This window comes from Candidatus Formimonas warabiya (genome assembly GCF_002777255.1).
GTDB lineage: Bacteria > Bacillota > Dehalobacteriia > Dehalobacteriales > Dehalobacteriaceae > Formimonas > Formimonas warabiya.
In genome coordinates this window covers 380597-403448 of sequence record NZ_CP017634.1, presented here as the reverse complement: position 1 = coordinate 403448, position 22852 = coordinate 380597, and the positions used below count along the sequence as shown (strand labels likewise).

Here is a 22852-nt window from a genome sequence, read left to right as displayed (position 1 = left end):
GACATGAACACTATAAAACTCTCGTTACCCCTAAATAGATTTGACCCCGGGTGCCGTCAACAGTTACCACAGCACCATCAGGAATCTTTGTCAAAACGTCACTGACGCCTACGACGGCCGGAATACCCAGATTAATTGCCACAATCGCGGCGTGCGATGTGAGCCCGCCTTCTTCGGTAATAAGGGCAGCTGCCTTTTCCATGGCCCCCATATAATCAAAGTCGGTACTTTTAGTAACCAGAATATCTCCCTCTTTGATTTTTTGTGCTGCCTCATCCCCATCGTGAACCACACGGGCGATTCCGGTGGCCACCAATCTGCCGATACCGGTCCCCTTTGCTGCCACCTGGCCCACAATATGAACCTTAATCAGATTGGTGTTTCCAGGATTCCCTGCGGGTACCCCTGCCGTGATCACGACCAAGTCTCCGCATTTGATCAGGTGTCCGGATAATGCGGCAGCTACCGCTTCTCCCACTATTTCATCCGTCCCGGTCGTGTGGGGAATTAACACGCTGTATACGCCCCAGACCAGACACAGCTTTCTCTTTACTTGAGGAACAGGTGTAGCCGCAATAATGGGTGCTTTCGGCCGGTATTTTGATACCATTTTGGCGGTAGATCCTGAAGTGGTAGGTGTGATAATGGCGGCGGCCTTAAGATCGTCCGCAATGGAGTACGAGGCGTGACTGATGGCATCCGTAATGGTGGGCAAGGTCAATACTCCTTTGGCCCTGACATGATAGTGAATGGCGGTTTCCGCTTTAGCGGCAATCCGGGCCATGGTTTGCACCGACTCTACCGGGTATTTTCCGGATGCTGTTTCTCCGGACAGCATCACTGCGTCGGTGCCGTCAAAGATGGCGTTAGCCACATCACTCGCTTCAGCTCTTGTGGGACGCGGATTGCGCATCATGGAATCCAGCATTTGGGTTGCCGTAATCACCGGCTTACCTGCTTTGTTGCACTTATCAATAATCATTTTTTGCACCAAAGGAACCTCTTCCGTAGGAATTTCTACGCCCAGATCTCCCCGGGCCACCATAATTCCATCGGAAACCTTTAAAATCTCATCAATATTTTTCACACCGGAACGGCTCTCTATTTTGGCAATAATATCGATATCGGACCCGTTATCTTCTAAAATCTTCCTGATTTCCAGCACATCGGCCGGTTTCCGCACAAAAGAAGCAGCGATGAAATCCAGCCCATGGGCAATACCGAACAGGATATCCGCCACATCTTTTTCCGTGACACCGGGAAGATTGACCTCTACTCCCGGCACATTAACCCCTTTATGGGGTAAAATATCCCCTCCGTTTTTTACGATGCAGACAATATCTTCTCCCCGAACCTCTTTCACATCCAGTCCAATCAGTCCGTCATCAATCAAAATGGTATTTCCCGGTGCCACATCATGGGGCAATCCTGGATAGGTGACAGGCAAGACTGCTCCCTGGCCGGAAATGTTCCGGGTGGTCAAAACCACTTCCTGTCCTGCGCTAAGGGGAATTCTGGGTTCCGCCAAATCCCCCAGCCGAATCTCCGGCCCTTTCGTATCCAATAATATCGCCACAGTCGTCTTTAAATTTTGAGCAGCCTGACGAATGTTTTGGATGCGCCGGCCATGTTCTTCATGGCTACCATGTGAAAAATTCAGCCGGGCCACATTCATGCCCGCCTGAATCAATTTTTCCAGCATTTCCACCGCATCCGTGGCGGGACCGATGGTACAAACAATTTTGGTATGGATCAAGCATGATCAGCTCCTTTTTGTCTCTATCTAAATGGATAAAATTGCCGACAGATGATAATCCTGCATGTTTATCTCATGGGTTTGACTGAGCGCCCATTCTATATCATAGCTTTTGATCGCATCTCCCTTGATGCCGATCATTTTTTTTCTTTCCCCCTGAATCAACTGTTTTACGGCTTCCGCCCCCATCCTGCTTGCCAGAATACGGTCCCAGGCGGTGGGCGAGCCTCCTCTTTGAATATGTCCGAGAATGGTGACACGGGTATCCAGCCCGGCTGCCTCATGAATTTTTTTGCTAATCTCCAAAGCGCCGGAAACGCCCTCTGCCACAAGAATAATGCTGTGCAATTTACCCCGGTTCTGTCCCCGCATGATTTTCGTAATCACATCGCCCACTTCAAAAGGCTTTTCCGGGATAATAATGGATTCCGCCCCACCAGCCAAACCTGCTGCCAAGGCAATAAAACCCGCTTTTCGCCCCATCACCTCAATCACGAAAACCCGTTCGTGGGATGTGGCCGTATCCCGGATCTTATTAATCGCATCTACCACCGTGTTAACAGCAGTATCGAAACCAATCGTCCACTGGGTGCAGGGAATATCATTATCAATGGTTCCGGGTATCCCCACCACAGGCATCCCCAGTTTTTCCAGTTCCACCGCCCCCCGAAAAGTCCCGTCTCCTCCAATGGCAACCAGCCCTTCAATACCGGCACTAACCATATTCCGGACCGCTTTTTCCCGTCCTTCCCGGTGAAAAAATTCCTCACATCTGGCCGTACGTAAAATGGTACCTCCCCTGTGAATAATGTCGGCTACCGAGCCGATACCTAACGGGATAAAATCACTCTTAATCAAACCTGAATAGCCCCGTTTTACTCCGATCACTTCAATCCCATAGTAAATAGCTGTGCGCACCACAGCCCGGAGGGCGGCATTCATACCCGGGGCATCCCCACCACTGGTTAAGACTGCAACTCTTTTCATGTTCTAGCCTCCTAAACAGTAGTGTATCCCGTAACTTGATGATCTATGAGACCAAGTTGTCAGCTTCCAATGGCGGTACTTAACACTTCATGGGCTTCTTCCACTTCAGATTCGGGAACCAGTATTTCTACGGAACCGGAATCTCCTAAATGCGGAACACCTACTGAGCGTAACATAACCAGTAAGCCTTCAGTTGTTAGGTAGTTCTTGAGCATTTCGGCAACTGCTCTATTGGGAGCAATATAGACCACAGTCCACATTTCCGGTACGCCTCCCCTTAAAACAAATTTTATTCATGTTCATTTTCCTATTTCGGGATACAGAATTGAGAATTCTTCTTTCCTGCCTGCCTCACTTCCTACTGCTGAACCAAGGTTATGATTCTCCGGACTCAACACCGCCATGCTTCGTCAAAATCGTCGCCTTTCCTCTCACCTTGATTGCCGAGGTGTGTTCCGTAAATTGGGCAATCATCACTTCACCTCGATCCAATTTTTCCGTATGGTGAAACTTGGTGTCCTTTCCCCGGGTCAAACCAATAATGGTCACCCCGTTTTCCTTGGCTTTAATCACCACAAAATCGCTTGTTTGCACAGTATCGTTTTCCATGATCATCACTCCTACCAACCGAATTACTGATGCCCATTTTGCGCGGTGAATTTATTGATCAGTGCCTGGGCTACCTCTTCCGGTACCAATCCCTTGATACACCCGCCCAACTGGGCTACCTGCTTGATAATACTGGAACTGATAAAAGAATACTTTTGGTCCGTCATTAAAAACATGGTATCGACCCGGTGATTCAGTTTTTTATTCATTAAGGCCATTTGAAATTCATATTCAAAATCAGAAACAGCCCGCAATCCTCGGATCACTGTAATAGCCCCTTTTTTTTGACAATAATCTACCAACAAACCCTGAAAAGAGTCAACTTCTACATGTTCCATCCCTTTTGTGACAGATTGCATGAGGGCCAATCTTTCCTGAGAGTCAAAAAGGGTATTTTTATAATTCTCACAGGCCACAGCAATAATCACTTGATCAAATAGTTTCACGGCCCTGGTGATAATATCCAAATGGCCGTTGGTGACCGGGTCGAAAGTACCTGGGTAAACGGCTACCCGCAATGATTTCACACTCCCTAAATCGTAATATCTACATTTTTTCCTGTTTATAAATCCTAATTCAATGTTTTAAAACAATTTCCTGCAAAAAATAAATTACTTCTGCTTTAAAATTATATTTCCTTTGCCAAAAGATGCTTCCAGACTCCCCATCAGCTGTGCCGACGGGGTAATCCGGTATCGATCCTGGACGGCCACATACTTGCCGGTAGTCTCAAAATATAAATAAACGGGAATATGCCCGGGATAATTATGGAGCATCTTTTGAATCTGGTCCAGGACAGCCGGGTCATCACCGTTCTTAAGGCGCAGGTACAGTCTGGCCCCGGATTCCTTTCCTTCTGCCGGAGCCCTTTCTGAGGGAACCCGGATGGTTTCACAAAACACTTTCAGGTCTTCTTCCTGACTGTTTAATCTTCCCTCTACAAGGACCACCTGGTCCATTTGAAGCAAATCACGAAAACGCTCATAGGTCTTGGGAAAGGCCAGGCAACCTACAGTTCCCGTAAAATCCTCCAAGGAAAACTGGGCCATCAGTTCCCCCCTTCGCGTCACTACCTGCCGGACAGAGTTGATGATACCGCCCAGTTTTACCGGCTCCGCATCTTTCAGCTGGGCCAGGGAGTCGATAAAATGCAATGCTTCTTTGCCCAAGGAAGTGCTGTATCCATCCAAAGGGTGCCCGCTCACATAAAAGCCAATCATCTCTTTTTCCATCGCTAAAAGCTCCCGGGAGGGGAATTCAGGGATCTCCGGCAGTTCCACATGGGCCGCCTGCTCCTTTTCCTGAATCATGCCCATGTCAAAAAGGGAGATCTGACCCGAGGCTTTTTCCTGCATCCTTTTATGACCCAAGTCCAGGCATGTTTCCATGACGGCAAGCATTTGGGATCGCTTCCATCCTAAGGAATCAAAGGCCCCGCACCGGATGAGACTCTCCAAAACCCTTTTATTGATGGGAACCCGGGCACAAAAATCAGCCAAGGAAACAAATTTTCCTTCTTCCGTCCGGGCCGTGATAATGTTTTCTATGGCGGACCGCCCCACATTTTTTACTGCGGCCAAGCCAAAACGGATTTTATTGTTGACAACCGTAAAATCGATCAGGCTTTCATTGATATCGGGGGGAAGAATTTTAATCCCCATGCGCCGGCACTCCTCGATATACACCGGCACCCGGTCCATATTATCCATAATGCTGGTCAGGAGGGCCGCCATATATTCTTCCGGGAAATGGGCTTTCAGATAGGCAGTCTGACAAGTAACCAGCGCATAGGCGGCGGAATGGCTTTTATTAAAACCGTAGCCGGCGAAATACTCCATCAGGTCAAATATCTGACCGGCTGTCTCCCTGCTCACCTGATGCTTCGTGGCCCCGTCCAGGAAATTCTTACGCTGGCCGGCAATCACCTCCGGCTTTTTCTTTCCCATGGCCCGGCGCAGCATATCTGCCTGTCCTAAGGAAAACCCGGCCAAAGCGCTGGCGATCTTCATCACCTGCTCCTGGTACAAAATTACCCCGTATGTTTCCTCCAGAATCGGTTTTAAATCAGGGTGCAAATAATCTGTTTTTGTTTTCCCGTGTTTCCGGTTGATAAAGTCTTCTACCATGCCACTGCCCAGCGGTCCGGGACGATAAAGAGCATTCACGGCAATAATATCCTCAAACCGCTCCGGTTTCAGGTTTTTCAAGATATTTTTCATGCCGGAACTTTCCAGCTGAAAAACGCCGGTGCTCTCACCCTGGGACAGCATTTCGTAGGTTTTCTCATCGTCAAGGGAAATGGCATTGATATCAAGGGTCAAATTTCTGTTTCTTTTGATATTGTCTAAGGCATCACGAATCACCGTTAAGGTGCGCAAGCCTAAAATATCCATTTTAAGCAGGCCGATTTCTTCCACCGTCTCTTTGGTAAATTGGGTCGTCACGGCCCCGTCGGGAAGTTTTTGGATGGGCAAGTGATCAATTAATCTGTTTCGGGAAATCACTACCCCAGCCGCATGGGTCGAAGCATGGCGGGGAACCCCCTCCAATTGCCTGGCCAAATCAATGATTTCCCGGACCTGGGATTCCTGTTCATAAAGACGGCCCAGATCGTGACTTACGTCTAATGCTTTATCGATGGTGATCCCTAAATCATAGGGAATCAGTTTGGCCACCCGGTCCACATCCGCATAGGGGATATTTAAAACCCGTCCCACATCCCGTACGGCGGCTTTCGCGGCCATGGTACCAAAAGTAATAATCTGGGCGACCCGGTCCGTGCCATATTTTTGCACCAGATAATCGATCACTTCGCCCCGGCGTTCGAAGCAAAAATCAATATCGATATCAGGCATACTAATGCGCTCCGGGTTTAAAAAGCGCTCAAAAAGCAGTTCATATTTCAGCGGGTCAATATTAGTGATGCCCAAACAATAAGCGACAATACTCCCGGCGGCAGATCCTCTGCCCGGCCCCACCATGATCTGATTTTCCCGGGCAAAATTGACTAAATCCCAGACAATCAAAAAATATCCGGGATAATCCATCTGGCGAATCACATCCAACTCATAAGACAAACGTTCCCGTACAGATGCGGGCAAGCCGGGGTATCTTTCCGCCGCTCCTTTTAAACACAAGCTCTCCAAAAAGCTGTGCAGACTAAATCCTTCGGGGACCTGGTAATCAGGTAAGTAGAGGCGGTTGAATTCAAAATCGACCTGACAGCGCTCGGCGATCTGCAAGGTATTGGACAAGGCTTCCGGATATTCCCCAAAGAGCAGGTCCATTTCCTGGTAGGATTTCAGATAAAATTCTTCCGTAGGAAACCGCATGCGGTTTTCTTCATCCCGTATTTTTCCGGTTTGAATGCAGAGCAGCACATCCTGGGCCACCGCGTCTTCCTTGTTCACATAATGAATGTCGTTGGTAGCCACCAGAGGGATGTCCAATTCCCGGGCGATCCGGGAAATGCCCAAGTTTACTTTTGTCTGGTCTTCAATGCCATGCTGCTGAAGCTCCAAATAAAAATTGCCCCGGCCAAAAATATCTTGATATTCCCCAGCCAAGGATTTAGCCTTTTCATACTGGTCCTGGATCAGGTACTGGGGAATTTCTCCGGCCAAACAAGCGCTGAGCGCAATCAAACCCTTGTGATATTGTCGGAGTAGTTCCTTGTCCACCCTAGGTTTATAATAAAACCCCTCCAAAAAACCGAAAGAAACCAATTTAGACAGGTTCTGATATCCCTCTTGGGTTTCTGCCAGCAATACCAGGTGATAAGGAGAATCATCCTTTTTCGGCTCCCTGTCAAAGCGCGTACGCTGGGCTACATACACTTCACAGCCAATCACCGGTTTAATCCCGCTCTTCTTTGCTTCCTTATAAAAATCGATCACCCCATACATGACCCCATGATCGGTGATGGCTACGGCAGGCATATCCAGTTCTTTCGCTCGCTGCACCAGTTTTTTGATCCGGCTGGCCCCATCCAGAAGACTATATTCCGTGTGGTTATGTAAATGGACAAAACTTTTCACTTTCTTAAGCCTCCATTGTTACTTAAGAATGTATACTTCTACAATCAAGGTAATTTTCCTATGGGCAGGCGACTTTTATTTCTCATCCCATGCGCACATAAAAAAATGCACTCGCACGTGAGCACATCTTTTTACCTGGCTGAAATTTCGCTTAATTAGGATAATCTTTTTTTACTTGCTGCCCTCTCATCCTTTTTGTCAGCAGTCCTCCTATTTTCCCGGTTTCTGCCGCACTTAAGCCGGCCCAACCGGATGTTCTCACTTTGTCCAACAAACCAAGTTCTTCTGCAATCTCCAGCTTTAATTTTTCCACATGATCAGGGGTCTTTTTCACCCTACTTTTTCTGGACGGATTAATTTGTGTATCCAAGCTCTGCACCTCCCCCGATATCTTTGCCCGGGGAGTCGTTTTTCATTCTTCATGGAGGTTAAAAAATAATTCATTGCCCAAATCAATTTTTGCTGAACCATGGGAGATATCATTTAAGTCCTCCAGAAAGCTTTCCACTTCAGCAGCTTTCAGATAACAGACTATGTACACTTTATCGGCATAGGAAATGCTCTTGAGGAAAACTCCCGCACGGGAAAGATAGTTCCGGACTTTGCCCTCCAAATGATATTCAATCTCCGTAAAAATTTCCCGGCCCAAAGCTTTTTCAATGATCCCCGCCTTTTGCACTGCTTGATGGGCCGCGGTCCCGTAAGCCCGCACCAATCCTCCTGTTCCTAATAAAGTGCCGCCAAAATACCGGGTTACGACGATCACAACATTTGTAAGCTGCCCGGTTCTTATCATTTCAAATACCGGTCGTCCTGCGGTCCCGGACGGTTCTCCTCCATCATGATATCGTTGTATTTCTTCATTTTCTCCGATCAGGTAGGCAAAAGCATGGTGATGGGCATCATGGTATTTTTCTTTAACATGATCAATAAAGTCTAAAGCCTCTCTTTCATTTAATGCGGGAGCAGCCTGTCCAATGAATAGGGACTTTTTTTCTATCAGTCTCGCTTCGCCATATTTATGGAGCGTAAGAAATTTTTCCATGATCATCTTCCTTTTTCACAGCAGGGTCCTTACACCTTGATGATGCCTGTGACACCTAGTATGCCAACGATTAATCCAATCATCCCGAGAAATCCCAGATACTTCAACCTTTGGTTGTAGTGTCCGAAATAGGAAAAAAAGCCAAAATAACAGAAAAAAAATAAGAGCCAGGGATTATCGGCTAAAAAAGCTTGAAACCCCATAAAACCTAAAAATCCTAAATAACCATAAATTGTGGTGTTTCTTTTGTTTTTTTTGGCGATCCTGATTTTCATATCGTTCTCCTTACCCGTTATTTCTTGGCCGAACTATCTCCCAAAAGCTACCTGTAATTTTATTTTAGCATAAATGCCCTGAAAATAAACAGTACCAGATATCCCGGGTCACCATCCCATTTAGGTTTAAAAAAGTACCGGGTTAAGGGGGATCCCCAAAAGCAACAAAAAAGAGGACCTATTTCCGTCCTCCCTCCATTACCTGTGTCTTTATGCCAAGCCCGCATTAAAGATAGCTTAGTGGTCAAAATGGAACTGAATGAAACACCTGCCGTCTTTGTATTCCGACTTGATCCGGTCGGCGTAATGGCGCATTAAATATCCCGAAAGTTTTATAAAGGCGTTTTCATCTGCCAATAAATCCTGCTCACCCGGGCGTATCTGGGGAAATTCCATCAATATGCCGCAGTAAGAAATGTTAATATCCAGATTAAACTCATCAAATACCACTTCCATGGCGATAGGTTCGGCAGATAATTCCAGGGAAGCTGCCGATTCGATAAATTCGTTCATAGCCGCTGCCGCCCGGAGTACAACTTCGCGCCGGGCCGCCCAGGCGCCGCCCTGGGTTTCCATAAAATCGAAAATCTTTTTATTATTCTCTTCCCCCGGAAACAGTTGGATTGTTTTCTTCTGGGCGATGCCAATGCGGAAAATAAGATTCAAAATAAGAACGGTCAGCGTAGCTACTGTCAGGGAAGAACTGAAAAGAGGCTGCAAGGCAGCAGGCAGATTGCTGTATAAGCCCGGCATCATATCCACGCTGATCCCGAATGCGATCGCGGTGCCGATCACAATGGTCTTACGGGTATCAATCATGCGGGACAAAATGATCTGAATGCCGGATAAAAGCATAAAAGTGATACAAAAGATCAAACTCGCTCCCATCACCGGCTGGGGCATAACGGCAAAGAAGGCGGCCATTTTAGGGAAAAAGGCCATGAGAATCATGAGACCGCCGGTAACATAGGCAATGACACGGCTGGTAGCCCCGGTAGCCAGGGAAAGACCGATATTGGAGGACGATGTGGTATGGGCCAGGCCGCCGGTTAGGGCCCCGAAAACAGTTTTGACCGCTTCAGCCAGGATTCCTTTGCTGATATTATTCATTTCCGGGCGTTTCCAATTGGCGTCGTTGATCTTTTGGCAGGTGGTAAGGTCACCGACACATTTTAATGAAGCACAGACCGCGGCAATTAAAAAAGGAACCAAAATCCGGATGTCAAAGGACCAGCCGAGGTAGCCGACATTAGGCAAGTCCAGCCAGGGAGACTGACGAAGCTGGGCAAAATTATCCGGTGTGAAAAAACCGAAAAAGTAGGACAAAATGTACCCGGCAATAATCCCGATAATCATACAGTATTGCTGCAGGTTTCCCCTTCCCCAGATGTTCGTTCCCACGATAACAGCGAAGGTAATTATGCCGACAATCAGACCGGGAGGCGTTATAACAGGGGCAGCCATGCCGTCCACGCCCAGAAAGAGTCTTACGGCAACGGGAACAATGCTGGCCCCAACCATAAAAACCACCACACCGGTGACTTCCGGCGGAAACAGAAATCGGATTCGCTTAATAATGCGGGATATAAAAGCCTGGAACACGCCCGCAACCATCGTCATGCCGAACAATAAGGGATAACCACCGGTTTGGACGGCCAGGAAAGCAGCCGGAAGATACGGTTCGCTCCCTCCCTCCGTCACAAGATAACCGGAGCCGACCGGCCCTTTATTTAAAGCCTGGATAATAGCAGCTACCCCTCCGGCTATCATCGACATACTGATCATCCCTTGAGTAACCTCGCCGGGCCCTTGGACAGACTGGACGATTAAGACCGGAAATATAAAGTTGCCGGTCAAGAGTAAGACATGCTGGATAGCCAGCACCAGGGTCATGACCGGGGGCGGCTTGTCGTCAACGCCGTAGAGAATGTTGAGCGGTTTAACGGGTGCTTTGCCGGACAATAAAATCACTCCTTCAAAATGAACGCAATTAATCCGTCCGACGGGTTATGTTTTCATCCGGGAACCCCTTCTATTCACGGACCAGGGCGGCTATCAGAGGCCTCTCCGCCTGCCCTTCATTAAAGCAAGTTCTTAATTCAGATGGAGATTCTTTTACTCCATCCGAATTTTGACGCAAGTTCTTAACTTGCTAAGTGGTTTTCTTAGCAAGTTTTAGAACTGCTAATACAGCGTGAGAACTGCAAATGCATGACTTAGTTGGCGTTGGACTCCCGCATATTTGGGGACATTCCTATAGCGGTCAGGGGACACACCTCTTACAGAGGAATGTCCCCAATGAGTGTGTCCCCTGACCGCTGATGGCGGGAGACTGAAGCAAGTTCTAAGGTTTGGTTGCTTTTTACCAAACCTTAGAACTGCGAATACAGAGTAAGCCAAGTTAGTCAGGTTAAATCAGCCGGCTTTTTTGCAAAGGCCGACCAGCAATGCCTATCATTTCTATATTAGCAAATTACTATTATAATGTATACTGTACCTTAGTACAAAACTTTGTCGATGAGCTGGCGCCCATGATTACCTTATTGGAAATATATCTCAAGGAGCATAAAACGAATCCGATTAATTCTTGATCTGTTTTTTCATTACCAGCACATTTTGGCCTGACTCATACCGGTACTCAATTTCGTCCATCATAGTGCGCACCAGATGAATGCCCAGGCCTCCAATCGGCCGCTCTTCAAGGCTCTGACCCGTATCCGGCTCCGACTGTTCCAGGGGATTGAAGGCCAGTCCGTCATCACGGGTTGCAATCACCAGCGTTTTCCCCTGCAGATCGATTTCCACCGTGATTTCGTGTTCGCCGCCCTCCGGGAAACCATAGCTGATGGTATTGGTCAGCAATTCATCCAAGCATAGATTCACTTGAAAAATCGGCTGGTCCGGCAGATTATTGGCGGCGGCGAAATCCTCAATGGTCTGGGCCAGGGTTGGAATCTCTTCAAGCTTATTTTTCAAGCAAACATGCACATGTTTCAAATTCATCCCTCCCGGTCAGATCTCTTCAAACTTATTTTTCCCAGCCTTTTTTTCATATATAAATCCTCCTCGTCTAAATTTTTCCGGCTAATGGATTGCACATTTTGCTCACCCTCAAGCAAGGCTGTCATATCTTAAATCTCCTTGAATAATTATAACAGTTTTTGCTTAATCCCATGGATAATTATAGCAATTTTTTTACGTTCAAAAGGTTTTTAGTAAATGAAAGCGAACATCTTTAAAAAAGTCGAAAGGAGAATAGACCGTGCTTGAAGTTTCTGTCGCCACACAGGAAGACATCGCCCGGATTTACCTGCAGGGGCGGTTTGACGGCTTGGGCGCCCAGCTTTTTGATCAGGAAGTGGAAGCCCGCATTAAAGATGAAAAACAATGGCTCATCGATTTTACTCATGTTGTCTATTTATCCAGCGCCGGAATTCGCTCCCTGATTAAATACGGCAAAAAGATCATTGGGGTTGGAGGTAAGCTTATCCTGATCGGGTTAAACCGTGATGTCAAATTAGTCCTGGAAACCACCGGAGTCTTACAGCTATTCGGACAGGCCAAAGAGATGTCCGAGGCTCTGGCCTCAATAAATAAGGAGTACTCGTTAGACAATGCCCATAGTTTTAACGCCTTAAACCGGGAATGCACCTGGCAGAGTCTGGCGGCACAATCATGTTACCTGGATATCTGGAATCCTCTTAAAAGCGCCTCCCTACGGAATTTAACCAGTGCCGAGCTCATGACCGCCAGCCTGGAGGATCTTAATATGGCCTGGGGGATAGGGGGACTGGGTTTTGACCGGGTTAGCGCCTTTGAAGGACTAGGGTCGTTTATTGCCCTGGAGAAAATGGCAGGTGTATTGCCGGCGGATACATATAACCAGCCGGATTTTATGGTGGTTAAAGATCCCCGGGAAGCTCTTATGTACGTTGCCGCCGCAGCAGGCTTCAGCGGGCAGCCCTGGGGGAAGCTGGACTTGCCGCCGGGCAGGCCGGTTCATGTGCGCGAAATCCAAAATCTGATTATTGCCAAACTTCGGGAAAAGGGGCAGGATGCCGCTCTGCTGGGCTTGGTAGTCCTAGGGCAGATTCAACCGGGTAGTGCAAGCTATTATCATAATTACGAGGACTTGATCAATAACCGGCCCCTCGGCCGGGAACTGGCTGGACCGCAAACCATGATGCTGTTTGGCCTCGGTGCTGATGCAGGCTGGAAAGCGGATGAACATCTCTCCATCTTCCTGGCCCAGCGGGGAATAAAACCGGGAGAAGAATTTTTCCTGGGCAACGTTCTTTTGTTCACAGACCTGCTTGACTGGAACAATATTCAAATGCCCGGGGAGGTCATGAAGTACTGCACAGACCTGGAATTAATGCAGGATGTAATGATGGCGGATGAGAATGCAGCCCTCACCGAAGGACGGGTCTGGTTCTTTATTCCCGGGCAAATACGCTCCGGGAAAGAAAAACAATTGCAGGTCGAAGTAAAAGGAGACATAACCTTCCCGGAAGAATGGGAGATCATTACCCGCCGGCTTTATACCGATGCCTGCCGTGTGGTTCTGGAACCATTGACCGGGGGATTCAGCCCGGGCAAGCCCTTCCGAGTAAGCGCCTATGATCATGATAACCGCCGCATGCTGCCCACCGTCTTAAAGCTGGGGCCAACTTCCCTGATTGAACAAGAAATTCAAAACCATCAAAAATACGTGCACGGATATATTCTGAACAACTCCACGACCATTATGGGGCAGAGCACCTGCGGGGCCTCAACCGGCATGCGCTATAGCTTTGTGGGCATCAGCGGCCCGGACAGTAATCTGAGCTGGTTGACCAACCGCTTCCGGGAAAAACCGGTTGAGGAATTGATACCGCTCTTCGATAAAATCTTTACGCGCATCCTCAAACCCTGGTATGGCCAGCCCCGCTGGGAAATGATCAAACCCTATCAGGAACACAATCCGCTGCCCCTATTCCCCATGATATTCGATGCGGCGGAAAAAGAATTGGGAATTTCAGCCCAGGCAGCGACTATTGATTGTCCGGAATTAGGTTTGACCCTTCCCAATCCCTATCATTTCTTGAAACATGAGTATCCCGCCCGCCAATCTGTTTCCCAGCTCTGGTATACGGGTATTAACCACGGGGATTTAAACATGCAGAACATCCTCCTGGATGAACAGGACAATGTCTATATCATTGATTTTTCGGAGACCAGGCCCAGAAATATCGTCTCCGACTTCGCCCGTTTGGAACCGATATTCAAATTCGAAATGACCCGCATGGGTAGTGAAGCCGACCTGGTATCTTTTCTGGAACTGGAGAAAGCCCTGGCGCAGGTAAATTCTCTGGATGAGGCGCCTCCATTCTCCTATTCGGGAGACGACCCCACGATGAAAAAAGCTTATCAGATGATCTGCCGAATCCGCAAATATGCCAAAACCGCGGTGATCTTCGAAACCGATATCATCCCCTATCTCCTCGCCCTGCTGGAATGGACTTTACCTATCGTGGTTTTCATCAACGTCACGCCCTTTGCCAAAAAAGCGGCAACCTACAGCGCCGCTTTAATGGTAGATCAGATTATGAGATTATCATGCCGCCGATCAGGATAATTTCAGGTCGCGCCGAAAATAGCCTAAAAAAACAGCAATCCCGCACCACTTAGTCTGTGATACGGGATCTTTTTTTGTTGAATGATGGGAATCGCTTTTTATCAGTGAACTTATGACAGAGCCCCGTGTTAAACTACCCAGGGTGCACATTATGTCCTTCTGGGCCGGGGCATAAGCCCGCAACTCTTGATTTTTAAAGTGGTCGGGATGACAGGATTTGAACCTGCGACCTCTGCGTCCCGAACGCAGCGCTCTACCAAGCTGAGCCACATCCCGAGCATATTCAATTGTAACCCAGGGATACTGGGTTGTCAACTAGAATCGGCATACAATATTTAGTTGTTTTTATCACCGGGCAGACAGGGGAAGCAGACATAAAAACTAGGTCAGGTTAGGAAATCCCTGTTGCCTCAATGCTTCATAAAGAATGATGGCCACAGAATTAGACAGGTTTAACGACCGCAACTGTACCCCCATGGGGATACGCAGGCAATGATCCCAGTTTTCTTTCAATAATTCCTTGGGCAGTCCGGCGGTTTCTTTGCCAAAAACTAAAAAATCTTCCGGTCCGAATTGCATCTCAGAATAAACTTTTTCTGCTTTTGTGGTAGCAAAGAAGAATCTGTGCCCGGGAAATTTATTTTTTAATTCTGGAAAGCTGTCATGATAATGAACATCTAGATATTTCCAATAATCCAGGCCGGCCCGCTTGAGGTGTTTATCATCGACAGAAAACCCGAGGGGTTTTACCAGATGCAGAGAGGTTCCGGTAATCGCACAGGTACGGGAAATATTACCCGTATTGGCCGGGATTTCCGGTTCCACCAAGACAATATGCACGCTTATTCCCTTCCTTCTTCCTTTTGCGCCACCACAAAAATTCTTCTGCTCCGGGCGCAAGGAGGAGCCAGGGAAAAGGCATCGAAAACATCCAACACCTTAAATCCTGTTGTTTCCAGGAAGCCTTGCACATCTTTCAAGTGATGCTGTTTTTCCTGATGTATTTCCTGGAATTTTGTATATTTCTGATCTTCTCTGATAAAACCGGTTACTTTTATTTCCCAAACTTCTTGGCCGGTCAGGTAGGATGTTTCATAAACAAGACAAAAATCTTCCGTGTCCACGAAACTGATGTCACCTTGCGCACTTAAAGAGTATTTTTCCACCAGATTCAAATCAAAGATAAACAAACCCTGGGCACTCATCATGTGATAGATGCTGAGAAAAGCTTTTTCCAAATCCGGGCCGGTAAGCAAATAATTTAGCCCGTCCTGGAAACAGGTCACCAAATCATATTCCCGTGTCAACTCCAGGTTTCGCATATCCTGCTGAAGAAAGATGATATCAAGCTTGGCTTCCGCGGCTTTCCGCCTGGCCTGCTGCAGCATGGGCAAGGAAATATCCACTCCTGTAACGCGCCAGTCCAATTGGGCCAGAGGTATGCTGGTATTCCCGGTCCCACATGCAACATCCAACACATTGCCGATTTCTTTATGATATCTTTTCGACAATGTTTTAATATATTGGGCCCATCCTTGATAGTCAACGCTTTCCATCAACTGATCATAGATGAAGGCCAATCCTTGGTAAATAGACACTGTAATCACCCCGCGACCTTATTTTACCATAGTTTTTTAAATGCGCAAGGTAAAAACAGGAGAAAAAAAGTATACAAGATACTTGTCCTGATTCCGGCCCAGTTCCGTTGACACTGTTTATTTTATCTGATAATCTATCTGAAAGATTAGGGAGACGGAGGAACGAATCATGGGCCAGAACATTGTAGAAAAAATTTTAGCTACCCATCTGCTGAAAGGAAAGATTGTACCGGGTGAAGAAATTGCCATTCGCATTGACCAGACGCTAACCCAGGATGCTACCGGCACCATGGCTTATCTTCAATTTGAAGCCATGGAGATGCCCCGGGTTAAAACCGAACTTTCCGTCAGTTATGTGGATCACAATACCCTCCAAACGGGATTTGAAAATATGGATGATCACCGGTTTTTACAGAGCATTGCCGCTAAATACGGCATCTACTATTCCCGCCCGGGTAACGGCATCTGCCATCAGGTTCATTTAGAACGCTTCGGCGCCCCGGGAAAAACCCTCTTGGGCGCAGACAGCCATACGCCCACAGGAGGCGCCATGGGCATGATTGCCATTGGCGCAGGCGGTCTGGACGTAGCGGTGGCCATGGCGGGAGGACCATTTTACTTAACGATGCCCCAAATAATTAAAGTTCATTTAACAGGTCGCTTGTCTCCCTGGGTTAGCGCCAAAGACGTTATTTTAGAACTTCTCCGCATCATGACCGTAAAAGGCGGCTTGGGGAAAATGATCGAATACGGCGGACCGGGAGTAAAATCCTTGGCTGTTCCGGAAAGGGCCACCATAGCCAACATGGGAGCGGAACTAGGCATTACCACTTCCATTTTCCCCAGTGATGCTGTAACCCGGGATTTCCTTCATGCCCAGGGCAGAGGAGAAATCTGGCAGGAATTAGAAGCCGACGAGAACGCATCCTATGATGGACGCCTGGAAATTAACCTGGAGAAAATAGAACCGCTCGCAGCCAAACCACATATGCCGGATCATATCGCCAAAATAACAGATATCGGACCGATCAAGGTGGATCAGGTCCTCATCGGCAGCTGCACCAATTCCTCCTATAAGGATTTGATGACCGTGGCAGCAATATTAAAAGGGAAGAAAATTCATCCTGCCGTGCATGCCGGAATTGCCCCGGGATCCAAGCAAGTATTGGAAATGCTGGCCCGTAACGGCGCACTGGCAGATCTCATTTCCTCGGGAGCACGCATTCTGGAATGCACCTGCGGCTTTTGTATCGGTATGGGGCAGGCGCCCAATTCCGGCGCCGTCTCGCTGCGCACCAACAATCGTAATTTTCTTGGCCGCAGCGGTACCTGTGATGCCCAGGTTTATCTAACCAGCCCGGAGACTGCAGCCGCAAGCGCCTTAACCGGGGTCCTGACGGACCCCCGCACCCTGGGAGAAAGCATTTCCCTGCCCATGCCTTCAAGATTTCTGCTAGATGACAGTATGATTATTCCTCCTTCCCCGGAAAACCAGGCCGGGAACATTATCCGGGGACCAAACATCAAGCCCCTGCCCCTAAAAAAGGAAATGCCCGGCGCTCTCCAAGGAATGACTTTGATAAAAACAGGAGACAATGTCACCACCGACGACATTATGCCGGCGGGAGCAAATATTTTACCCCTGAGATCCAATATCCCGGCCCTCTCCCGTTTCGTTTTCTCCCGCATCGACGATACCTTTGCCTTGCGGGCAAAAGAAGCAGGCGGAGGTGTGATCGTGGGGGGCTTCAACTACGGTCAAGGCTCCAGCCGGGAGCATGCCGCCCTTGCCCACATGTATTTAAGGGTCTGTGCCATTATCGCCAAGTCCTTTGCCCGTATACACAAGGCCAACTTAATCAATTTTGGCATTCTTCCTTTAACCTTTGACAATCCGGAAGACTATGGGCGGATCGACCAGGATGACCTGATCGGGATTCCCAACCTCCGGGCACAGCTGTCCCAAACCAATAAACTCTGGGTACACAATCAGACCAAGCAGACAAAGTTTTTAGTGACCCACGATCTTTCTTCCCGTCAAATAGGGATTATTCGAGCCGGAGGATTGTTAAACTATACCAAAATACAGGCAGAGCTTTAGAAATAAGTAGGACTTTCTCTTGCTCACGATTACCCCTTCTTGCACATATAGTGTTTAGAGAGATGGCACAGGAGGAGGTAATCAGCTTGCAACAGTGGCTCCAAGCCTGGCAAAAGGAATTAAAGTCCCAGCGCTCTGCAAATATTCAGGAATTACCGCATCAGGATGAAATTCCGCGGGAGATTTCTTCCCAATTGGATTTCAAAATTTACCGCACAGATCAGGTAAGATCGGCCCAAAAACTGGATACCGATCAAGGTGTAATCGCTCTGAAAAAGACAAGGATGAGTCCCGTCCGCGTCGCTTTTATTACGGAAGGAATTTCCTATGTACGGGGAAACAAGTTTGATAAGGTTTTAGAATACGTTCCTTTTAAAAACGGCTCTTTTCTCTGCTCCGCAGGAAATCAAAATTATGTGATGACAAAATGGGTCAAAGGAAAAGAAAGCGATCTGTCCGACCCACGGCAAGTTTATGAGGCTGCGGTAACGATGGCCCAATTCCACCAAGCGTCTCAAGGTTTTCAATCTTCCCTTCCCTTTCACCAGATTAGTCGATGCGGTCTGATGGAACATGACCTGCACCAGCATGTAAGCGAATTTACTCAATTTTATACCGCCGCCGCCCACCATCCCCGTCCGGGCAGGCTGGAAGACCTGATCAAAAGACATCACCATCTTTTTTATCTCAAGGCCCAAGAGTCCCTGCACCTTTTAAAAAGGTTCCGCTACCTTGATTTTGTTGAGCAGGCCCGTCACACCGTGGCCTTGCTGCACCAGGATTTTGCTTACCATAACCTGATTTGGATCAACCAAGAGATCCATCTTATTGACCTTGATTATTTGACTCTTGATTTCCGTGTCATCGACCTATCCAAATTCCTCAGACGAAGCCTGAGGCTGTCAAATTGGAAAATGAAAGCCGCGGAAAATATCATCAATGGTTATACCAGCGTCATTCCCCTGGATCAAAAAGAATTCACCCTGCTTTACATTCTTCTTTATTTTCCCTATAAATACTGGCAAACTTTACATTTGCATTATTTAGAAGGTAAAAAACGCACCTCCCAAAAGGTCTATGAAGCACTGAGGAAAATTGTTTCCGAACAAAAGGATCAGGACTTGTTCCTAAAAAAGTTCGCGGAGAAATACCTGTGCATAAAAGCACATGATGATCGTGCTTTTTTATACTTTCAGAATTTATAAGTTTTTATGGGTATCAGCAAGTGAGGTGATATAGATTTAATTGGTTTACCCGGTTCCCGGTTAACCGGTACCCGGATCCCGAAAAAAGCCCGCCAGGGCTTTTTTATATGCATGAATTCAACCGGTTGAGGAAAAATAAATGAAAGTCTTAAGTCTTTTACTTACAGGAGTGATCGCGAATTGCGCACGATCTGGAAGGGTGCCATCAGCTTTGGCCTGGTGAATATTCCCGTTAAATTATTTCCTGCCACGGAGAGTAAAACCATTAAATTTAATTATCTGCACAAAGAATGTCATTCCCCCATCAATTATCAGAAACTTTGCCCGGTCTGTAACAGAGAAGTATCCCAGGATGAAATCGTCCGGGGCTATGAATATGAAAAGGGACGCTTTGTGATCTTAAATGAGGAAGATATGGATAACCTCCCTACGGCAACGACAAAGACCGTCGATATCATCGACTTTGTTGATCTCTCGGAAATCGATCCCATTTATTTTTCGAAGCCCTACTATCTTGCTCCTTCCGAAGGAGGACAAAAGGCTTATCTGCTTCTTAAAGAAGCGATGAAAGAAACCGGAAAGATCGCCATTGCCAAAGTAACGATCAGAAGCACGGAAAACCTGGTGTGCCTGCGCGTTTATGAAAACACGGTTTTGATGGAAACCATGTACTATCCGGACGAAATCCGCTCCGGGCAGGCACTTCCGGAACTAAATGCCCCGGTCCCTTTACACGAAAACGAAATTAAGATGGCAACCCAATTGATTAATAACTTATCCGCCCGGTTCGATCCCGCCAAGTATAAAAGCGACTACCGGGAAGCCTTAATGCAACTGATTGAGGCCAAGGTGGCCGGAGAACAGATTGAAACACCCCAGGTACGGGAACCCGGGAATGTGGTGGATCTCATGGAAGCCTTAAAAGCCAGCCTGAAAGCAACGGAAAATGAAAAAAACCTGGAGAAAAAACCGAGAGTAAAAAAGAAAGCGGCAAAATAGCAGGTCAAAATCAGATAATTTCCATCAATACATGGATCACCTCAATTTCGTCGCTGGCATCTTCAATAAAATGAGCCACATTATTCAGGACCTGGTTGACATGAACGGAGTTGTTGCTCACCACCGCAATCCCGATCACGGCGATTTGCCAATTGTCCTGACGGTCTACCTCGGCAATCGAAACATTAAATTTGTTTTTGACCCGTTCAATGACGCTTTTCAGGACGCGTCTTTTATCCTTCAAGGATTGAGAAGTATTGAGATGCATTTCAAATGTACAGGTACCTACTACCATAAAAGTCACCTCTGTGCGGATAATTGCTGTTTTGAAATACCATATTCGACGGTATCTTTTTTTCTCCTTTATCCTGCGCCCAAACCTTTGCCGGAGAAAAAGAGTCTGTTTTAGGAGGGGTCCCCATGGAAAATATTTTGGTCTCTGTGACAAGAGGCCCGATTCAGGAAAGCTGTCACCGGGGCCATGTTGCGGTCGTTGATACCGCAGGAAATGTTGTGTCCGGTTTCGGGGATCCGAATATCGTCACATTTTTTCGTTCCGCGGCTAAACCGATTCAAATTCTTTCTCTCGTGGAATCAGGCGCACTAAAACAGTTTGGTTTCAGTCCCCAGGAGGTTGCCATTATGGCGGGATCTCATACCGGAGAGGAATTTCATATCCGAACGATCCAGAACATTTTAGGCAAAATCGACTTACCGGTTACAGCTCTCCAATGCGGGATCCACATTCCCCTGCACCGGAATATGCTGGCAGATGCAAACATGGAAGAAGAAAAAAAGAAATTTACTCCCCTGCATAATAATTGTTCCGGGAAGCATGTGGCCACCCTGGCCCTGTGTGTATTTCATAAATGGTCCACAGAAGACTATTTAAATCTGAGCCACCCGGTGCAGCAATTAAATTTAAAAACGATCAGCGGCATGAGCGGAATACCTGAGGAAAAAATTCATCTGGGCATTGATGGATGCAGTGCGCCGGTGTATGGGATACCGCTCCGGGCCATGGCCTTCGCTTATGCCCGTTTAACCGCTCCTCACAAGTTGTCCGCGACCCGTCAGGCTGCCTGTAATTACGTTTCCCAGGCCATCATGAAACACCCGGAAATGTCCTCAGGCACCGGGCGATTATGTGCCCGGATCATGACAGCGGCAAAAGGAAAAATACTGGCAAAATTAGGGGCGGAAGCCGTATACTGTTTGGGATTACCCCGGCTCGGGCTTGGTGTGGCCGTGAAAATCGAAGACGGTGCCGATCGCCCCATCGCTCCCGCCGTGATTGAAGTGATCAAACAATTAGACATTCTCTCCGCCGAAGAGCTCGCAAACCTGGCCGACCTGCACCATCCGAAAATCACCAATCACCGGGATATCGTGGTGGGATCAATTAATCCCGTGTTTGTATTGCAGAGACAAAGGCAGGCTTAGGAAAAACTGAACAAACTGATTTTTAATGGAGCAGTCTTTTTGCGGTAAGGGCAAACTCCGTTCCTAAAGCCCCTTGTGAGGATACTTCAAAACCGTTTTGCAGAAGAATCTTCCGTACATTTTTGGCCTCGTGGGCCTCTTCCTTGTCCAAAATAACCATAACATAGTCATCCCCTTTGATTCCGGGCAGCGTACGTTCCAGGCTTTCTAAATGAGACTCTGTCACTTCCGGCCGAAAATCCAGGTAAATATCGCCCATCTTTCATTCCCCCCGACAAATTCTTACTTTTAGACTGCTCAGCTTCCTCCCATGTTATCCTTTCCATTTTTTTCAAAACCGCAGGAAGGAAAAGCAGCCCCCTGCGGATAAGGTTTTCTTGTGTGATCACCGTTTTTATCTTAAAATAAAAAGAAAGCCGGGCAGATCTTTTCAACCATAAAGGAGGTCCCACTTGAATCCAAATGATGATAAATGGTTTTTAACAAAGGTTAAGAACGCCATTAAAGACTTTCACATGATTGAACCCCAGGATAAAGTAGTTGTGGGCCTCTCCGGCGGCAAAGACAGTCTTTGTCTCACCTTCATCCTTTCCTTGCTGCAAAAATACTCCCATCTAAAATTTGAGCTGGCGGCCCTGACCATCCATCCGGGCTGGGAGGTGGACAACCGTCCTTTGTTCGAATTTTGCCGGCAACTGGACATACCGCTATGGGAAGAACGGACGGAAATTGCCCAAATTGTTTTCCAAGCACGGAAAGAAAAAAATCCCTGCGCCTTGTGCAGCAAACTTCGGCGCGGGGCACTGGTCAAAAGGGCGCAAAGACAAGGGTTCCATAAACTGGCCCTGGGGCATCATGGCGATGATGCCGTAGAAACACTTTTATTAAACAGCACGCTGGGCGGAAGATTGTCCAGCTTCTCTCCTGTGATTGTTTACCCGGATTCGGGCATCACGGTAATTCGACCACTGATTTATCTACGCGAAAAGACCATCGTTTCTTTGTCCAAAAGAGAAAATCTCCCTGTCCAGGCAAGCCCCTGTTCCCTGGATAAAAAAACGAAACGCCAGGACATGAAGGTTCTTTTGGAAGAAATGGAAAAAGCGGTACCCGGCTGCACGGCTCACCTGATCACCGCCTTAAAAAGCCAATGGTTACAAGGATAAAAAAAATAAAAATA

Annotated in this window: 21 protein-coding genes and 1 tRNA gene; 6 read left to right on the top strand and 16 right to left on the bottom strand. The window is 47.5% G+C overall.

All coding sequences use genetic code 11. The annotated features are described in order from the left end of the window. Positions 1–10: 10 nt before the first annotated feature. The 11 genes from pyk to DCMF_RS01775 form a co-directional block, all read right to left on the bottom strand. Positions 11–1756, bottom strand: coding sequence for a pyruvate kinase (gene pyk, locus DCMF_RS01825; RefSeq protein WP_148132851.1), 1746 nt, complete (start codon positions 1754–1756; stop codon positions 11–13). Between the two features lie 27 nt (positions 1757–1783). Further along, positions 1784–2743 (bottom strand): 6-phosphofructokinase, encoded by a 960-nt coding sequence (gene pfkA / locus DCMF_RS01820; protein ID WP_148132850.1) that lies wholly within the window; start codon positions 2741–2743, stop codon positions 1784–1786. Positions 2744–2802: 59 nt separating this feature from the next. Further along, complete coding sequence (locus DCMF_RS01815) at positions 2803–3003, bottom strand: putative signal transducing protein (protein ID WP_148132849.1); 201 nt, start codon at positions 3001–3003, stop codon at positions 2803–2805. Positions 3004–3118: 115 nt separating this feature from the next. Then, positions 3119–3352 carry a trp RNA-binding attenuation protein MtrB gene (gene mtrB / locus DCMF_RS01810; protein WP_148132848.1) on the bottom strand — a complete coding sequence of 78 codons (234 nt, stop codon included), beginning with the start codon at positions 3350–3352 and terminating at the stop codon, positions 3119–3121. A gap of 23 nt (positions 3353–3375) precedes the next feature. Next, positions 3376–3870: a pantetheine-phosphate adenylyltransferase gene (gene coaD / locus DCMF_RS01805; RefSeq protein WP_148137695.1), complete on the bottom strand. Its 495-nt coding sequence runs from the start codon at positions 3868–3870 to the stop codon at positions 3376–3378. 93 nt (positions 3871–3963) lie between these two features. Further along, positions 3964–7389 (bottom strand): DNA polymerase III subunit alpha, encoded by a 3426-nt coding sequence (locus DCMF_RS01800; RefSeq protein ID WP_148132847.1) that lies wholly within the window; start codon positions 7387–7389, stop codon positions 3964–3966. Positions 7390–7540: 151 nt separating this feature from the next. Then, positions 7541–7759: a small, acid-soluble spore protein, alpha/beta type gene (locus DCMF_RS01795; RefSeq protein ID WP_236860163.1), complete on the bottom strand. Its 219-nt coding sequence runs from the start codon at positions 7757–7759 to the stop codon at positions 7541–7543. Between the two features lie 42 nt (positions 7760–7801). After that, on the bottom strand, positions 7802–8434 hold the full coding sequence (locus DCMF_RS01790; RefSeq protein WP_214659027.1) for an IMPACT family protein: 633 nt from the start codon (positions 8432–8434) through the stop codon (positions 7802–7804). 29 nt (positions 8435–8463) lie between these two features. After that, positions 8464–8709 (bottom strand): hypothetical protein, encoded by a 246-nt coding sequence (locus DCMF_RS01785; protein WP_148132844.1) that lies wholly within the window; start codon positions 8707–8709, stop codon positions 8464–8466. Positions 8710–8946: 237 nt separating this feature from the next. Continuing rightward, the gene (locus DCMF_RS01780; RefSeq protein ID WP_236860162.1) at positions 8947–10680 is read right to left on the bottom strand and encodes a uracil-xanthine permease family protein; all 1734 of its coding nucleotides are present in this window, start codon (positions 10678–10680) and stop codon (positions 8947–8949) included. Positions 10681–11289: 609 nt separating this feature from the next. Further along, on the bottom strand, positions 11290–11697 hold the full coding sequence (locus DCMF_RS01775; RefSeq protein WP_148137694.1) for an ATP-binding protein: 408 nt from the start codon (positions 11695–11697) through the stop codon (positions 11290–11292). A gap of 274 nt (positions 11698–11971) precedes the next feature. On the opposite strand from DCMF_RS01775, the gene DCMF_RS01770 reads away from it, so the two are divergent. Then, complete coding sequence (locus DCMF_RS01770) at positions 11972–14326, top strand: STAS domain-containing protein (protein WP_148132842.1); 2355 nt, start codon at positions 11972–11974, stop codon at positions 14324–14326. 199 nt (positions 14327–14525) lie between these two features. Here the strand turns inward: DCMF_RS01770 and DCMF_RS01765 are convergent. The 3 genes from DCMF_RS01765 to DCMF_RS01755 all read right to left on the bottom strand — a co-directional run bounded on the left by DCMF_RS01765 (position 14526) and on the right by DCMF_RS01755 (position 15924). Continuing rightward, positions 14526–14602 (bottom strand) — tRNA-Pro (locus DCMF_RS01765). Positions 14603–14707: 105 nt separating this feature from the next. After that, entirely contained in the window at positions 14708–15166 is a 459-nt protein-coding gene (gene trmL / locus DCMF_RS01760) for a tRNA (uridine(34)/cytosine(34)/5-carboxymethylaminomethyluridine(34)-2'-O)-methyltransferase TrmL (RefSeq protein WP_148132841.1), read from the bottom strand. 2 nt (positions 15167–15168) lie between these two features. Then, positions 15169–15924: a class I SAM-dependent DNA methyltransferase gene (locus tag DCMF_RS01755; protein ID WP_148132840.1), complete on the bottom strand. Its 756-nt coding sequence runs from the start codon at positions 15922–15924 to the stop codon at positions 15169–15171. A 169-nt stretch (positions 15925–16093) separates the two neighbouring features. On the opposite strand from DCMF_RS01755, the gene DCMF_RS01750 reads away from it, so the two are divergent. The 3 genes from DCMF_RS01750 to ku all read left to right on the top strand — a co-directional run bounded on the left by DCMF_RS01750 (position 16094) and on the right by ku (position 20229). Next, positions 16094–18025, top strand: coding sequence for an aconitate hydratase (locus tag DCMF_RS01750; protein ID WP_148132839.1), 1932 nt, complete (start codon positions 16094–16096; stop codon positions 18023–18025). 86 nt (positions 18026–18111) lie between these two features. Next, positions 18112–19230, top strand: a complete 1119-nt coding sequence (locus DCMF_RS01745; RefSeq protein ID WP_214659026.1) for a CotS family spore coat protein — start codon at positions 18112–18114, stop codon at positions 19228–19230. Between the two features lie 180 nt (positions 19231–19410). Next, positions 19411–20229, top strand: a complete 819-nt coding sequence (gene ku, locus DCMF_RS01740) for a non-homologous end joining protein Ku (protein WP_148132837.1) — start codon at positions 19411–19413, stop codon at positions 20227–20229. 10 nt (positions 20230–20239) lie between these two features. On the opposite strand, the gene DCMF_RS01735 is transcribed toward ku, so the two are convergent. After that, entirely contained in the window at positions 20240–20524 is a 285-nt protein-coding gene (locus DCMF_RS01735) for a DUF503 domain-containing protein (protein ID WP_148132836.1), read from the bottom strand. Between the two features lie 125 nt (positions 20525–20649). Between DCMF_RS01735 and DCMF_RS01730 the strand changes: the two genes are divergently transcribed. Beyond that, on the top strand, positions 20650–21672 hold the full coding sequence (locus DCMF_RS01730; RefSeq protein WP_148132835.1) for an asparaginase: 1023 nt from the start codon (positions 20650–20652) through the stop codon (positions 21670–21672). A gap of 22 nt (positions 21673–21694) precedes the next feature. Here the strand turns inward: DCMF_RS01730 and DCMF_RS01725 are convergent, their stop codons facing one another. Further along, positions 21695–21931, bottom strand: a complete 237-nt coding sequence (locus tag DCMF_RS01725) for a hypothetical protein (RefSeq protein ID WP_148132834.1) — start codon at positions 21929–21931, stop codon at positions 21695–21697. A gap of 193 nt (positions 21932–22124) precedes the next feature. Between DCMF_RS01725 and DCMF_RS01720 the strand changes: the two genes are divergently transcribed. Further along, a complete protein-coding gene (locus tag DCMF_RS01720) occupies positions 22125–22838 on the top strand; it encodes a tRNA 2-thiocytidine biosynthesis TtcA family protein (RefSeq protein WP_148132833.1) in 714 nt (237 codons plus the stop codon). Positions 22839–22852 lie beyond the last annotated feature (14 nt).